Below are 14596 nucleotides of genomic sequence, written 5' to 3' on the forward strand. Positions count from 1 at the left end.
CCTCAAGGACCGACTATTGAGTTTTGGTGATGCCGCGTTGTTAGCGGCGACGCGAGCGCTTGATCGCGGACTTTGCTGCGATGTAGGCGCTGGACGGACGCAACCAAGCAAGAACGATCGCTCCAACACCAAGAGCAAGCATGATCCAGCCGAAGAATCCGCTGCCCACGTAGGTGAAGACGGAAATCACGGCGAGCACGGTTCCGGTGATGCGGGCGCCGTTGCTGCCCTTGCCGATGAAGAAGCCGATCACGGCGTACAAAACCGCGAAAATCAAGGACAGCACCAGAGCTGTGGTCTTCATGATTCCCACGAGTTCAGCGAGGACGACGCCCTGCTTTTCCAACTCATCGAGCTGTTCTGCCGCACCGGGGGTGGCGTTGAAGAGATCGATGATCGCCTGATCAGGAATCATCATGAGGGCGATTCCACCGATGGCCGTCAAAACTGCTGCAACGTACAAAAGAATCGAGGCGATCTTGAGCTCTTTAGGCTTCGGAGGAAGCACTGGTGCGCCGAAGCCGCCCTGTTGCAGTGGCGAGTTCCAGCCCTGCTGTGCGCCCGGCTGTCCATATGGATTAGCGCCGTAGGGGGCCTGACCTTGCTGGTTCTGGCCATACGGGTTCTGACCGTAAGGATTCTGCTGACCGCCGGCCTGTTGTCCGGGGTACTGCGGAATGCCGGTGCCACCGGCAGTGGAAGCGCCCGTGTTCTGAGTTCCTGCGTTCTGACCGTAGGGATTCTGGCCGTAAGGGTTTGCAGACGGAAGCGACTGCCCCTGTGTGCCCTGAGCCTGGGAGCTCTGTCCTTGAGCACCCTGCTGCTGGCCGTAGCGTGGGCCCTGACCTGCGGCGTCGTTTCCGAAAGGAGCGGAATCGCCCTCCGGCAAGCGCTGACCATACCGTGGTGGTTCTGGGACCTGCGGGGTGGAATCGTTGTTGCTCATCGTGAGCCTCCTGTAATTCGGTACCGATGACTATCTCAAGAATAGTCAACTCGATTGCTTGGAGGGATCATCACGGGGAATGACTTTGCTGTCAGAGGAAAGCATCCTCGGTACTGCCAGGGTATAAACAGGCGAGGAATTAAAGGACCGTGGGCCGTCGCAACGAATGCGACGGCCCACGGCTGAAGGATCATCCTGAGGGGGATGCCTCGAGAAGGCTAGAAACTAGGCAGCCTTGACGAATGCTGCGTCGATCTCAAGAACAACCTTGTCAGAAACAAGCACGCCGCCAGCTTCAAGAGCAGCGTTCCAGGTCAGGCCCCACTGCTTGCGGGAGATGGTGGTCTTGCCGGAGAAAGCTGCGCGGGTTGCACCGAATGGGTCAACAGCAACGCCTTCAGAGGAAACCTTGAGAGTAACTGGGTGGGTCTCATCGCGGATGGTGAGGTCACCGGTGAGCTCGAACTCTTCGTCGTTGCCGGAAACGCCGGTGGAAACGAACTTGAGGGTGGAGAAGGTCTCAACGTCGAAGAAGTCAGCAGACTTGACGTGGCCGTCGCGGCCTTCGTCGCCCGAGTTGAAGGATGCAGCGTCGATGGTGACGTTGACGGAAGAATCGGCAACGGTCTCAGCAACCTCAAGGGTGCCTTCAGCGGAGGTGAACTTTCCGCGAACCTTCGAGATGCCAGCGTGGCGAACAACGAATGCGATGTCCGTGTGGGACATGTCCAAGGTCCAGGTTCCGGTTGCAAGTGCAGTCATGTGAAAACTCCTCTAAAAATGTGTCAAGGTCTGACGGTTGGTAGGTCGACTTCGTGAGCCATTACTAAAACTCTAATGTATTCATTTGCATATGTCCACACTTTATTGAAGATTCAAGTAAAGATTCCGAGTGGCGTTAATCACTAAGTAGAACTTCGAACCATTCGAAGACTTTCACAGGAATGTGACAACTGGGGGATGAGTAGGGAAACTCTGTGCAAACTCCCACCTGGGAACTTCCATCTGGTTCGGTTCGTTTGGGTCCATCTGAGAGAATGGAAGACATGCTTCAATCGACGGTCCATCTTGTGCGCCATGGAGAAGTCTTCAATCCAGATCGCGTTCTCTATGGGCGACTCCCCGGATTCCATCTCTCTGAGCTCGGCTACCGCATGGCGGATCGCCTGAGCGAACACTTTGCTGACCGCAAAGAGGCGGGCGCCCGCATCGCCACCGTGGCCGCATCACCGCTACTCCGAGCTCAAGAAACCGCGCGCCCCACTGCCGAAGCCCTCGGGCTCACGCTTTTGGAAGAGCCGCGTGTCATTGAAGCCAAGAACCACTTTGAGGGCCTGTCTCACATCAAGAAGGAACTTGGCCGCCCCAATCACTGGCCGTACCTCGTGAACCCGTTCCGTCCCAGCTGGGGCGAAGCCTATAAGGCTCAGGTCAAACGCGTGGTGGAAGCCGTGAAGATCCACCGAGATCTCGCGGTAAAGCTCGAGGGCAATGGCGCCGAGGCCATCATCGTGGCCCACCAGCTGCCGATCTGGGTCACCCGCCTCTCCGCTGAAAAGAAGCCGCTGTGGCACGATCCGCGCCAGCGCGAATGCTCACTCGCGTCCATCACTTCGCTTCACTTCGACGGCGAAAACCTCGTCAACGTTGAATATTCCGAACCCTGTGGCGACTTGCTCAAAGACGCCTCAAACCTGCCAGGAGCTTAGCCAGAATGCATGACCCCCATTTGTTCTCCGCGTCTGACAAGCCAGAAGGCGGCGCTGATCGCCGTTCCGCTGGCCGCCCAGCGCGACGGGCTGTGATCGCTGGCGCCTTGGCACTTCCGATCGCCGGATTCTTGAGCGCGTGCGCGCCCGAGCAGTCCAGCCTGTCCCAGCAGGCCAACGAGGGGAACAACAAGAACTACATCGCCGGCGACGGCTCGGTTGAGGTCTATGACGCTGACCAGCGAACGGATCCTGTTGATCTAACCGCCGAAACCTACGACGGCGAAAGCGTGAGCACCGCAGACTGGCGCGGCAACGTGGGCATTTTGAACTTCTGGTACGCCGCCTGCGCCCCCTGCCGCGTGGAAGCCCCGCACTTGCGCGAACTCCATGACGAGTTCAAAGCCGATGGCGTGACCTGGCTCGGAATCAACGGTCGGGATGAAAAGGCAACCGCCGAAGCCTTCGAGCGCACCTTCGAAGTCCCTTACTCTTCCGTACCGGATTCCAATGGCCGCGTGCTCTTGCAGCTGACCAAGTACGTCCCCGCTCAGGCGTACCCCACCACGTTGGTGCTGGATAAGCAGGGCCGTGTAGCAGCCCGCATCCTGGGGCTCGCGGACAAGTCCACGCTGAAAGCGTTGATCGAAACCGCGCTCGCCGAGAAGGCGTGAGAATTTGTTGACCTCCGTCCCCTCAGTTCTCGCCGGCACGGCGAATATCGCTAGCTCGGTAAACATCGCAGCCGCCGCAAACCCGTTCGCGGAGACCGTGCTTGACGGCTCGCTCTTACTCGCGGTCCCCATCGCGGTACTCGCCGGCTTGGTGTCCTTCTTGTCGCCGTGTGTGTTGCCGCTGGTTCCTGGCTACCTGGGCTACGTCACGGGCCTGACCGGTGTGGATCTCGAAAAGCAGGGCCGCGGCCGCATGGCCTGGGGCATCACCCTCTTCATTCTGGGCTTCACCGCGGTCTTCATGCTCACTGGCGTGCTGTTCGCGCAGCTCTCCATTTGGCTTCGCTTTGAAGGCGAGTGGGTTACCCGCGTCCTCGGTGTCCTCGTGATCCTGATGGGCATCGTGTTCATGGGCGGCTTCGGCTTCATGCAACGTGACGTCAAGGTTCACGCCCGCCCGCGCGCGGGCCTCTGGGGCGCCCCGATCCTTGGCATGACGTTCGGCCTCGGATGGGCTCCGTGCATCGGCCCGACGCTTGCAGCGGTGCTGGCACTGAGCTCGGGCGCCAACCCGCAACCCGGCAAGGCGGCGCTGCTGACGTTCGCTTATTGCATGGGTCTGGGAATTCCGTTCCTGATTATCGCGCTCGCTTTCCGCAAGGGCATGGGAGCCCTGAAGGTGATGCGCAAGCACCAAGTGCTGCTGATGCGGATCGGTGGGGCACTGTTGATTGTGCTTGGCCTGCTCATGGCCGTGGGCTTGTGGGGGCAGTGGGTTACCCAGCTCCAAGACTGGTTTGCTAACGAAGTGAGGTTGCCCATCTAATGGCAAAAGCAGATAACGTCCGGGACACGGAATTAGCGCAATCGGAGCACGACGCCGAAGCCCCGGAATCGCTCGAAGCGGCCAGTACGCAGGGCGAGGCAAAGAACGAAACGCAAGCTGCGTCGTCGTCCTCCGGTAAAAAAAACAGTAAGGACGATGTTGCCGTACCCGCGCTCGGGCCGGTGGAACTGCTGCGCTGGGCATGGACGCAACTGACCTCGATGCGCACGGCGCTGTTCTTGCTGTTGCTGCTCGCGATCGCCGCGGTGCCAGGGTCGCTGTTCCCGCAACGCTCGGTGAACGCCAACCTGGTATCGACGTACCTGACGAACAATCCCACCACCGGACCGTGGCTGGATCGTTTCCAGTTCTTTGACGTGTACTCGTCCGTGTGGTTCTCGGCGATCTACATTTTGCTGTTCATCTCGCTGATCGGCTGCATCATTCCGCGCGTGAAGAAGCACTGGGAAGCGCTGCGCTCCAAGCCGGCCCGCACCCCAGCGCGACTAGGACGCTTGCCGCACTCAGGCACTATTGCTCTGGAAGATTCGACGCTAACGACCGAGCAGATCCTTGAAACGTCAGCCGCAGTTCTGAAAAAGCGTGGCTACCGCGTGGACCTCCGTCCCGAGGGAAACCGACCCAGCGTCGGCGCTGAACGCGGCTACTTGCGCGAGTCCGGCAACCTGCTCTTCCACGTGAGCCTCGTCGGAATCCTTGCGTCCGTGGCGCTCGGCGGCATGTTCAGCTACACCGCCCAGCGCATCCTGGTGGAGGGTGAATCCTTCGTCAACACGCTGGTGTCCTATGACAGCTTCCGCCCCGGAACCGCGTTCAACGAGGACACCCTGGACCCGTTCGCGGTGACGCTGGATAACTTCAAAGTGGAATTCGACCGCGAATCCTCCACGCACTTCGGCCAGCCCATCAACTTTGACGCCACGGTGGACGTGACGGAATCGGACGGCGCAACCCGCCGCGAACAGCTCCGCGTGAATCACCCACTGCGCATCGGCGCCACGGACGTGTACCTCGTGGGTAACGGCTACGCGCCGATCATCACGGTCCGCGACGGCGAAGGAAACGTCGCGTTCCAAGGTCCCGTGGTGTCCGTGCCACAAGACGGCGTCTACACGTCCCTGATTGTGCTCAAGGTCCCGGACGCGCAGCCGGATCAGCTGGGTTTCACCGGCTTCTTGCTGCCCACGGCCGTGATGGGCTCTGACGGAGTGTCGTTCTCCGCTGACCCGTCCGCCGTGAACCCGCAGATCAGCCTGAACTCCTACTACGGTGACCTGGGCTTGGACTCGGGCAATCCGCAGAACGTGTACGTCATTGACACGGATCAGATGACCGAGCTCAACAGCCGCAACCTGGAAGCGGGCGGCATCACCCTGAACGCCGGCCAGTCCTACACACTGCCAGACGGCAAGGGTTCCATCTCCTTTGACGGTCTCAAGCGGTACATCGGCATCGACGTGCAACACGATCCCGGAAAGGTCGCCGTCGCAATCTTCGCGGCGCTCGCCCTAATTGGTCTCGCTACGTCCTTGTTCGTGCCGCGTCGCCGCGCGTGGGTGGTTGTCACCTCGACGGGCGCAAGCGCTGGCAATGGCGCAGGCTCCGGCACAAGCCCCGGCACAGGTGAGGAACGTATGATCGAGTACGGTCTGCTGGCCCGAGGCGAGGATCCGCGACTTGATGACGAATCCTTGAAGCTGCGCGAACTTCTAGACGAGGCCGTTGCCAGCGGCCCACACTCCACTTCTGAGAAATAACGAGGAACCATGCCAACCATCAACGAAACCCTAGGGCAGTACAGCGATTTGTTCATGCTGCTCGCGGCCATGGTCTACGCGGTGGCCTTCATTTGCTTCGCGTTCGATCTTGCGAAGTCCAACGAGACCATCCGCGAACTCGAGAAGAACCTTGTCACTGAGGAACAGCGCGAGCTCGCGAGCGTGGGCGCGGGTGCCGCGGTTCGCCGTGGATCCTCACGCCGTGGTGCGGATGCGGGGGATTCGGACGTTCTGGTGGGCGATTCCATGGATTACGACGGCGCCGCCCCGAAGCGACGTTTCGCCAACATTGCCATCACGCTCACCATCTTGGCTGCCATCATCCACGTGGCTGCTGTGATCTCTCGCGGCATCGCCGCGGCGCGTGTGCCGTGGGGCAACATGTACGAGTTCCTGTCCACGGGTGCCGCGATTGTGGCCGTGGTGTACCTGATTGCTTTGCGCAAGAAGGACCTGCGCTTCATGGGCGCCTTCGTGGTGGGCCTTGTGACGTTGATGTTGTGTGCGGCCACCATAGGCTTCCCAACTCCCGTTGCTCACTTGATTCCAGCGTTACAGTCGCCGTGGTTGGTCATTCACGTGTCCATCGCCGTGCTTTCTTCGGCACTGTTCACGATCTCTTTCGCGATGAGCGCTCTGCAGCTGGTGCAGCACTACCGCCAGAAGAACCTCGTGGCTGGCAAGAAGGATCGTTTCCCGTTCTTGCGACTCGTGCCCACCGCCGTGGCCCTCGAGAACGCTGCCTACCGCATCAACACCATCGGCTTTGTGATGTGGACCTTCACCGTCATGGCCGGCGCCATTTGGGCCGAAGCCGCCTGGGGACGCTACTGGGGCTGGGACGTCAAGGAAGTCTGGAGCTTCGTGACCTGGACCGTCTACGCGGGCTACCTGCACGCTCGCGCAACGCGCGGCTGGACGGGCGTTCGCTCAGCATGGCTCTCCATCATCGGCTGGGCCTGCTTGGTCTTCAACTTCACCGTGGTGAACCTGTACTTCAACGGACTTCACTCCTACGCGGGAGTCTAGAAGTCCTGCATCCGCCTTCCGATTGGGAGGCGAGTCACGCCCTCTCAGGAAGCGGGAGTAAAATTTCAGCCTGAACTTTCAGCGCACCGTGATTCTTCACGATGATCCTTCATTGTGAGCTTTCACGGTGCGCTTCGCTGATGACAGGTTGGAGCATTCTCACGTGCCGGATGAAAAACGCTCAGTAACAGAGCACATCACTCAAGGACATCACCACCACGTCACCACCGCCGAAGCGGAAGTCACCGCTGAGGGCTACAAGAAGACGCTGACGAGGCGCCACGTCCAAATGATCGCCATGGGCGGCGCCATCGGTGTGGGACTCTTCATGGGTGCAGGCGGACGCTTGGCGTCCACGGGCCCGGCGCTGATCTTTTCCTACGCGCTCGCGGGTGTGATCGCGTACTTCTTGATGCGAGCGCTCGGCGAACTCATCATGTACCGCCAAACCTCCGGCTCCTTTGTGAGCTACGCGGGGGAGCTCTTCGGGGCGAAGGGCGCGTACTTGACCGGTTGGATGTACGTCCTGAACTGGGTCATGACCGGCATCGCCGAGCTCATCGCCATTGGCCTGTACTTCCAGTTCTTCTTCCCGAACGTTCCCGTGGAAGTAGCGGCTATTTGTGCGCTGGTGCTCTTGGTCTCCGTGAACCTGTTCAGCGCAAAGGCCTTTGGCGAAGTGGAATTCTGGGCAGCCGCGCTCAAGGTCACCGCAATTGTGCTGTTCCTGGTTGTTGGCACCGTCATGGTGGTCATGAACACGCAGATCGGTGAGCACCAGGCTTCCGTCGCTAACCTCTTCGCCTCTGACGGCGGCATGTTCCCCCGTGGCGTTGCCGCCTCTATCTTGGTGCTGAACGCCGTGATCTTCGCGTACAACGCTATTGAGCTCGTGGGCATCACCGCGGGCGAGATGGAAGACCCTCAGCGCGAAGTGCCGCGCGCCGTCCGTGCCGTGGTCTTCCGCATTGTGGTGTTCTACGTGGGCTCAGTGACACTCTTGGCCATGTTGTTGCCGTGGGACCAGTACAAGGCCGGTGAGAGCCCGTTCGTGACGGTCTTTGACCAGCTGGGTGTGCGCTGGATTGGCGACATCATGAACCTCGTGGTCATCACGGCAGCGTTGAGCTCCTGTAACTCTGGCTTGTATTCCATTGGCCGCGTTTTCCGCGCCATGGCAAATAATGGTCACGCTCCGCGTTGGCTCACCAAGATGAACAGCCACTACGTCCCGTACGTTGCCATTTTGACGGTTGCTGCCATTTACCTGCTGGGCATCCTGCTGAACATTTGGCTGGGCGGCACCCACGCGTTCGACCTCGCACTCAACACCGCGTCCATCGGCGTGCTGTTCACGTGGGGATCCATCTTCGCGTGCCAGATCATGCTGCGTCGCAAAAAGGGCAACGTGTCCTCGCTGCCCATGCCTGGTAGCCCGTGGACCAGCTGGATCGGCATCATCAGTCTGGTCATCATTGGCATCCTGATTTCCTTCGACACCATGACGGACGCGGAAACCGGCGAGGTCTTCCACCTGGGCCTCTACACGATCGCTACGATCCCGTTCTTTGCGCTGGCACTGTGGCTAGGCTGGCTCAAGGTGCGTAAGAACGTGGCCAAGAGCGAGCTGTACTCGTAGGCGATTGACGCTCTGGGTAGCGTCTGAGAAATAGTCCGGGCATCGTCCCGGCGGCGATTACTTGGTGGTGTCGCCTGCAGAAGGGGAGTCGGGATCAGTTCCTGATTCCCCTTCGCGTTTCTTGAGCTCTTCTTCGCGGCGTTTGAGTTCTTCCTCGCGCTTCTTCAACTCACGCTGGCGTTCCAAATTACGCAAGAAGGCGTCGTCGTCATCCGGGGCTGTGGGACGTCCGGGAGCATCGTAACCGGACGCGCTCGCTACCGCCGGCCGTGGGCCGGAGATCGGGCGGCCCAACCAGAACCACAGCAGCGCGCCCACGAGGGGGAGCAGGACGATGGCCAGAATCCACGCGGGCTTCGAGATGCTGCGCACGCGGCGGGAATCGGAAAGAATGCACTGAATGAGTGCGTAAATGATGATGGACACCGCAACGATGCCGCCCGCAATGTAATACCTGACCATGCCTCCATTGTAGGGAGATACCTCTCAAACTCCTGTTCGGAGTCTGGGGATCGTCTGCAGGCGAAACCGCGGTCTGTAGAATGGAAAGCGTGCCTTTTCTCAAATACACGCTCCTTCGCCTCGGTATCTTCTTCGTTTCCTTCGCAGTGCTGTACTTCTTGCTGCAGTGGAACATGATCATGGCGTTGATCGTGGCCATGATTATTGCCTTCGCAGTGAGCTACTTGTTCTTCAACAAGCTCCGCCTCGCGGCGAACCAGCAAGTGGTGGGACGTTTGAGCGGCAAGGGCCCTCGCAACGAGCGCGTCGTGGATCACGACGCCGAAGCCGAAGACGCCTTCCAAGAAACCCTCCCGGATCCCTATGCGGAGCCACAAGAGGACACAAAGCCATCTAAGGACTCCCGCGCTTCGGAGTAATGAAGCCAGAGTAATCTGACCCGTAGAGCTGCACGCCGCCGGTAAGGAGAATCCTGTGACTGAAAACCACACCACGAAGACCGCCACTCTGGGATCAGGTTTGGAGATTCCGCTGATCGGTTTGGGCACGTGGCCGTTACAGGGTGAAGAGGCCGCTGACATGGTGGAGTGCGCTCTGCGTAACGGTTACCGTCACTTGGATACGGCGAAGAATTACCTCAATCACGACGGCGTGGGCGAGGGTATTCGTCGTAGCGGCGTTGACCGCTCCGAGATTTGGGTGACGAGCAAGTTCAATAAAGAATCCCACTCGTACGACGGCGCAATCGCGGCTTACGATTCCACCTTGCGGGAGATGGGCCTTGAGTACCTAGATTTGTTCTTGATTCACTGGCCGAATCCGTCGGTTGGTGGTTTCGTTGAAGCCTCCCGTGGACTGCAAAGCCTCGTGGATGCTGGGCGCTTGCGGGCTTGGGGCGTTTCCAACTTCAAGCAGAACCACCTCGAGCAGGTGGTTGCGGCGGGTTTGACGCCTGCGGTGAATCAGATTCAGGTGGATCCGTTGGTGCAACAGCGGGAGTTGATCGCGTTCACCGACTCGCACGGTATCCCGACGGTTGCGTACAGCCCGTTGGGCCGTGCAGGGGACTTCTTTGCCGATCCTGCCATCGCGGGTCCGGCCGAGAAGTACGGGAAGTCCGCGGCTCAAGTGGTGCTTCGCTGGCACCTTGAAGCCGGACGCGTGGCCATCCCACGCAGCGCTAACGAGGAGCATCAGCGCCAAAACCTAGAGATCTTCGACTTCTCCCTCACGCCGGAGGAAACGGCCGCCATCGGGGCGCTGGATACCGGCAAGGGTGCGCGCCACGATTCTGACGAGTTCGGGCACTAGGCCAACGCAGGCCAATTAGACAGCCGTGCGTTCTTAGGAAAGGACAACGCTTCTAGGACAACACAGCGCCGATGGTGAAGAGCGCCGCATAGACAAGGCCAATGATGCCGGTGGTCTTCAAGACCGGGATCAGGGTTCGGCGGTCCAGGCTGGGGGAGAGCACCGCCTTCGACGGCTTGATGCACAAGAGCGCCGCCAGCACGGTCAACGAGAGCCATGGGTGGCTGCCCAGTAGAACGAGTGGCAACAGCACGGCGAGGAACAGCATGCCGACGAAAGCGCGGCGTGCGTTGGTTTCTCCGAGTCGGACGGCAAGGGTCATCTTTCCGACTTCGCGGTCGGTAGGAATGTCGCGAATATTGTTAGCCATGAGGACGGACATGGAAATTAGTCCGATGCTGCACGCGCCTACCCACGCCGGCGCCGAGAGCTGATAGTCCTGCGAGAACGTGGTGCCCAACGTGGCAACGAGTCCAAAGAAGATGAACACCATGACATCGCCAAGGCCCATGTAGCCGTACGGCTTCTTGCCGCCGGTGTAGCCCCACGCGGCGAGGATGCAGAGCACGCCAACCAAGATGGCCCACCACAAACCGGAAATGGCCACGAGAGCCAGCCCGGCGAGTGCAGCAACACCGAAGCTTAAGAACGCGGCGCGTTTGACGGCGCCAGGCGCGGCGGCACCGGAACCGGTGAGTCGGAGGGGGCCAACGCGGACGTCGTCGGTTCCGCGGATTCCGTCCGAGTAGTCGTTCGCGTAGTTCACGCCGACCTGCAGCGCTAGGGCCACGATGGCGGCCAAGAGCGCGCGGCCCCAGAAGACCGTGCCGGAACCGTCATTGGCGGAAATCTCATAGGCCGCGGCGGTGCCGATCACTACGGGTGCAACGGCGAGAGGCAAAGTGCGCACTCGCGCGCCTTCAACCCATTGGGCAAAGCTGGCCAAGAATCCTCCACGAATCAACGGTAGAACCAGAAAACTTCAACACTCAATTATCTAGGACGGACGGGGTGCTTTCACCGCGGTTGCTGCGTAAGACTCACCGCGGGTGCTTTGCAAGCTCCGCCGCAGCACGCAACCGGTCCGGTTTTCCGTTCCCCAGTAGCGGCAACTCGTCGGGGTGCCACACAAATTTCGGGACGGAAGTGGCACCCAACTCGGAGCGAATTGCGGAAAGCAAGGCAGCGTCGTCGTACTCCCCGGTCACGGCAAGCCCCACGGCCTCGCCCCATTCGGGATGCGGAACCCCAAGCACCAGCGCGGAGGTGACGCCCGGCTGAGTCTCCACGAAGCGCTGAATGTGCGCGGCGGAGAGCTTGATGCCGGCGGAATTGATCACGTCATCCACGCGGCCGCTCACGCTGACCACGCCGTTCGTGAACGTGCCGAGATCATCGGTGAGGTACCAGCGCTCGGAATCGTGCTCGCGGAAGTGCTCGGTGGTCCGATCAGGATCGTTGAGGTACTCGGTGGCGAGCGTGGGGCCGCCAAGCCACAGCCGGCCGCCCTCTTCGCGCACGCTCACTCCCGGCAGTGGCACGCCGTTGTAGACGCAGCCGCCGCAGGTTTCCGCGGATCCGTAGGTCAGAAAGACGTTGAGGTTTTCGCGCGCCGCGGCCTCGAGGACCCAAGCGGGTGTGCGGCCGCCGCCGATCAAGAGCGCGTCGAAGCGCTTCAGATGAGCGAGCGTTTCCGCGGACGGATCCGTCAGGAGGCGCTGCAACATGGTGGGGACCAGCGACGTGATGCGCCGCCGATCCGTCATGAGCGCGGCTGCCTCGTTGAACGCGTCGGCGCTAAAGTGCGCACCTGGCTCCGTTGCGACAGGCTCCGTGCCCGCGAACAGCGAGCGCGTGAGCACCGTCAGCCCGGCTACGTAATTGAGCGGCAAGGCGAGCAGCCATTGCCCTTCGAATCCCAAAAATTCCGCGGTGATCTGGGCATTCGCTGCGATCGCGTCCACGGATAGAGCGGTGCGCTTCGGCGTTCCGGTGGAACCGGAAGTTCGTACGACGGCGCCAGTCCCGTCAGGCGCGTGGCTCGCGTACGTGAGCTGGTTGCCTTCCAGGATTTCGACGGCGGGGCCCTCTTCAGCGAGCGCGAGTGACAATGCGCGCAGGGGTGCGTCGAGGAACTTTGGGTTTGGATGTTCGAGGTCCGTATGTGGCATGCGAATCCGCGCAGGCCTAGAAGTAGTACGGGTAGTCAGACCAGTTGGGATCGCGCTTTTGCAAGAACGCGTCCCGGCCCTCTACGGCTTCGTCCGTCATGTAGGCGAGGCGGGTGGCTTCGCCCGCGAAGACCTGCTGGCCGGCGAGTCCGTCATCGGCGAGGTTGAACGCGAACTTGAGCATGCGGATGGCCTGCGGGGACTGGCGGGCGATGTCCGCGGCGTACTCCAGGGCAACTTCTTCGAGGCGCTCGTGATCGACGGCCTCGTTGACGGCGCCCATCTGCACCATGTTATCGGCGGAGTATTCGCGAGCAAGGAAGAAGATTTCGCGAGCGTTCTTCTGGCCAATCTGACGGGCGAGAAGCGCCGAGCCGTAACCGGCGTCAAAGGAGCCCACGGTGGCGTCGGTCTGCTTGAACTTGCCATGCTGCTTGCTGGCGATAGTGAGGTCAGAAACCACATGCAGCGAGTGTCCGCCGCCAGCAGCCCAACCGTTGACCACGGCAATAACGACCTTCGACATCGAGCGCATGAGGCGCTGAACTTCGAGGATGTGCAAGCGACCGGCGCGAGCAGGATCGATGGAATCGGCCGTCTCACCCTCGGCGTAACGGTAGCCGTCGCGGCCACGAATACGCTGGTCGCCGCCGGAGCAGAACGAGTGTCCGCCGTCCTTGGGGGATGGGCCGTTGCCGGTGAGCAGCACGGTGGCCACATCCGAGCTCATGCGAGCGTGATCCATCGCGCGGTATAGCTCGTCCACGGTGCCCGGACGGAACGCGTTGCGAACTTCGGGGCGGTTGAACGCGATACGAACCGTAGGAAGATCGCGGATGATCTTGCCGTTTACGTCCCGCTCCACCTGACGGTGATAAGTCATGTCCTCAAAATCGAAGCCCTCCACCACGCGCCAGCGGGTGGGGTCAAAGATGTCAGAGACTTTTTCGGGCAGAGATTCGGCAAATACGGCGTTGTCAGTCACCTCTTGAGTCTATCGAGGCATGGAAGTTCCCGCCTAAAAGGTGGTTGTTGAAGCGTTACACGCAGAACTCATTACCTTCGGGATCTGCCATGGTCCACCACGAGTGCGGACCCTGATTGGCTTTCCACAGCAAACGAGCGCCGCGCGATTCGAGTCGCTTGCGTACCTCGGTGAGGTCCTCGTTGGGGTCAAGGCGCAGGTCCAAGTGAATGCGGTCTTTGAGGATCTTGACGTTCTCGGTGAGCTGGAAAAGGATGCGCACTCCTGGCGAACCAGCTGGCGGGTTGATGGCCGCTCCGTCCTTCCATGCCAAGACGCCGTTGACTAGGACAGTGTCCTCTTCCGTGGCTTGACCTTCGTCAATCATTTTCTGGATGAATTCCGGATTGGACGCCTCTACCTCCCAGCCCAAGGTTTCTGCCCACCAGGCGGCGAGCTCGTGCGGGTTAAAGGCGTCAAAAGTGACTTGGATTCCGGAAATCATCTTCGTTCTCCTCTTAATGGTGTGCGATTTTCTTGGGGGCTGGCGTTCGGGAACTAGCGTTTCGGGACTACGTGCAAGGAGGACGTCGCGGTGGCGATCAGCGCGCCGTGGATGGTGCGGACCTCTGCTTGCGTCACGCCCACCTGACGGCCGGCCTTGATGACGGTGCCGACGGTGCGCAACGTAGTCGCATCCGGGCGAACTGCCTTGTGGAAGCGAACCTGCAGATCCATGGTCGTCCAAGAAACGCCCTCGTCAGAGACCGAATCCAGCGCCATGCCGCACGCGTTATCGCACAGTGTGGAAATGAAACCGCCGTGGCCGGTGCCGCCCTTATTGAAATGATCTGCGCGAACATCGCACTCAGCGACCACTCGACCCTCGGTGGCTTCCACCAAACGAATGCCCAACATGGAGTTGAACGGGGACTGTGGGATTTCGCCGGTAATGACCTTCTGGAGGTACTCGATTCCTTTCAAGGAACCGCGCGCTTCAACGAGAGCGAGGGAGGCGGCATTCATTTCTTCAGGTGCAACGTCATTCACACTGTGGATCATACTT

16 protein-coding genes are annotated in these 14596 nt (G+C 60.5%); 8 read left to right on the forward strand and 8 right to left on the reverse strand.

The genetic code is table 11. The features are described 5' to 3' along the window. Window positions 1-40: 40 nt before the first annotated feature. Together HD598_RS10085 and HD598_RS10090 are read right to left on the reverse strand one after the other, a co-directional pair. The gene (locus HD598_RS10085) at window positions 41-946 is read right to left on the reverse strand and encodes a hypothetical protein (RefSeq protein WP_183665625.1); all 906 of its coding nucleotides are present in this window, start codon (window positions 944-946) and stop codon (window positions 41-43) included. 225 nt (window positions 947-1171) lie between these two features. Further along, window positions 1172-1708, reverse strand: a complete 537-nt coding sequence (locus tag HD598_RS10090; RefSeq protein WP_183665627.1) for a YceI family protein — start codon at window positions 1706-1708, stop codon at window positions 1172-1174. A gap of 284 nt (window positions 1709-1992) precedes the next feature. Here HD598_RS10090 and HD598_RS10095 point away from each other — a divergent pair, with 284 nt between their 5' ends. From HD598_RS10095 to HD598_RS10120, 6 genes are all read left to right on the forward strand, one after another. Continuing rightward, window positions 1993-2655, forward strand: coding sequence for a histidine phosphatase family protein (locus HD598_RS10095; RefSeq protein ID WP_183665630.1), 663 nt, complete (start codon window positions 1993-1995; stop codon window positions 2653-2655). Between the two features lie 5 nt (window positions 2656-2660). Then, window positions 2661-3329: a TlpA family protein disulfide reductase gene (locus HD598_RS10100; RefSeq protein WP_183665632.1), complete on the forward strand. Its 669-nt coding sequence runs from the start codon at window positions 2661-2663 to the stop codon at window positions 3327-3329. Window positions 3330-3393: 64 nt separating this feature from the next. Continuing rightward, window positions 3394-4155 carry a cytochrome c biogenesis CcdA family protein gene (locus HD598_RS10105; RefSeq protein WP_183666819.1) on the forward strand — a complete coding sequence of 254 codons (762 nt, stop codon included), beginning with the start codon at window positions 3394-3396 and terminating at the stop codon, window positions 4153-4155. Then, the gene (gene resB / locus HD598_RS10110; RefSeq protein WP_183665633.1) at window positions 4155-5933 is read left to right on the forward strand and encodes a cytochrome c biogenesis protein ResB; all 1779 of its coding nucleotides are present in this window, start codon (window positions 4155-4157) and stop codon (window positions 5931-5933) included. The genes HD598_RS10105 and resB overlap by 1 nt, the downstream gene beginning before the upstream one ends. A 9-nt stretch (window positions 5934-5942) precedes the next feature. Continuing rightward, window positions 5943-6983 carry a c-type cytochrome biogenesis protein CcsB gene (gene ccsB / locus HD598_RS10115; RefSeq protein ID WP_183665635.1) on the forward strand — a complete coding sequence of 347 codons (1041 nt, stop codon included), beginning with the start codon at window positions 5943-5945 and terminating at the stop codon, window positions 6981-6983. A gap of 196 nt (window positions 6984-7179) precedes the next feature. Beyond that, window positions 7180-8622 (forward strand): amino acid permease, encoded by a 1443-nt coding sequence (locus HD598_RS10120; protein ID WP_311539055.1) that lies wholly within the window; start codon window positions 7180-7182, stop codon window positions 8620-8622. Between the two features lie 57 nt (window positions 8623-8679). Here HD598_RS10120 and HD598_RS10125 read toward each other — a convergent pair whose 3' ends face one another. Continuing rightward, window positions 8680-9084 carry a PLD nuclease N-terminal domain-containing protein gene (locus tag HD598_RS10125; RefSeq protein ID WP_183665637.1) on the reverse strand — a complete coding sequence of 135 codons (405 nt, stop codon included), beginning with the start codon at window positions 9082-9084 and terminating at the stop codon, window positions 8680-8682. 89 nt (window positions 9085-9173) lie between these two features. On the opposite strand from HD598_RS10125, the gene HD598_RS10130 reads away from it, so the two are divergent. Continuing rightward, entirely contained in the window at window positions 9174-9503 is a 330-nt protein-coding gene (locus HD598_RS10130) for a DUF4229 domain-containing protein (protein ID WP_071895389.1), read from the forward strand. A 55-nt stretch (window positions 9504-9558) separates the two neighbouring features. Continuing rightward, window positions 9559-10395: an aldo/keto reductase gene (locus tag HD598_RS10135; RefSeq protein ID WP_311539020.1), complete on the forward strand. Its 837-nt coding sequence runs from the start codon at window positions 9559-9561 to the stop codon at window positions 10393-10395. Between the two features lie 52 nt (window positions 10396-10447). Here HD598_RS10135 and HD598_RS10140 read toward each other — a convergent pair whose 3' ends face one another. The 5 genes from HD598_RS10140 to HD598_RS10160 all read right to left on the reverse strand — a co-directional run bounded on the left by HD598_RS10140 (window position 10448) and on the right by HD598_RS10160 (window position 14580). Further along, the gene (locus HD598_RS10140; protein ID WP_183665639.1) at window positions 10448-11341 is read right to left on the reverse strand and encodes a 1,4-dihydroxy-2-naphthoate polyprenyltransferase; all 894 of its coding nucleotides are present in this window, start codon (window positions 11339-11341) and stop codon (window positions 10448-10450) included. Window positions 11342-11435: 94 nt separating this feature from the next. Next, a complete protein-coding gene (locus HD598_RS10145; protein WP_183665641.1) occupies window positions 11436-12566 on the reverse strand; it encodes an AMP-binding protein in 1131 nt (376 codons plus the stop codon). 16 nt (window positions 12567-12582) lie between these two features. Further along, window positions 12583-13551 (reverse strand): 1,4-dihydroxy-2-naphthoyl-CoA synthase, encoded by a 969-nt coding sequence (locus HD598_RS10150; protein WP_183665643.1) that lies wholly within the window; start codon window positions 13549-13551, stop codon window positions 12583-12585. 55 nt (window positions 13552-13606) lie between these two features. Then, window positions 13607-14035 carry a VOC family protein gene (locus HD598_RS10155; protein ID WP_183665645.1) on the reverse strand — a complete coding sequence of 143 codons (429 nt, stop codon included), beginning with the start codon at window positions 14033-14035 and terminating at the stop codon, window positions 13607-13609. A gap of 53 nt (window positions 14036-14088) precedes the next feature. Then, window positions 14089-14580: a PaaI family thioesterase gene (locus HD598_RS10160; RefSeq protein WP_183665647.1), complete on the reverse strand. Its 492-nt coding sequence runs from the start codon at window positions 14578-14580 to the stop codon at window positions 14089-14091. Between the last annotated feature and the right edge of the window lie 16 nt (window positions 14581-14596).

The organism is Neomicrococcus aestuarii (assembly GCF_014201135.1).
Taxonomy (GTDB): Bacteria; Actinomycetota; Actinomycetes; order Actinomycetales; family Micrococcaceae; genus Neomicrococcus; species Neomicrococcus aestuarii.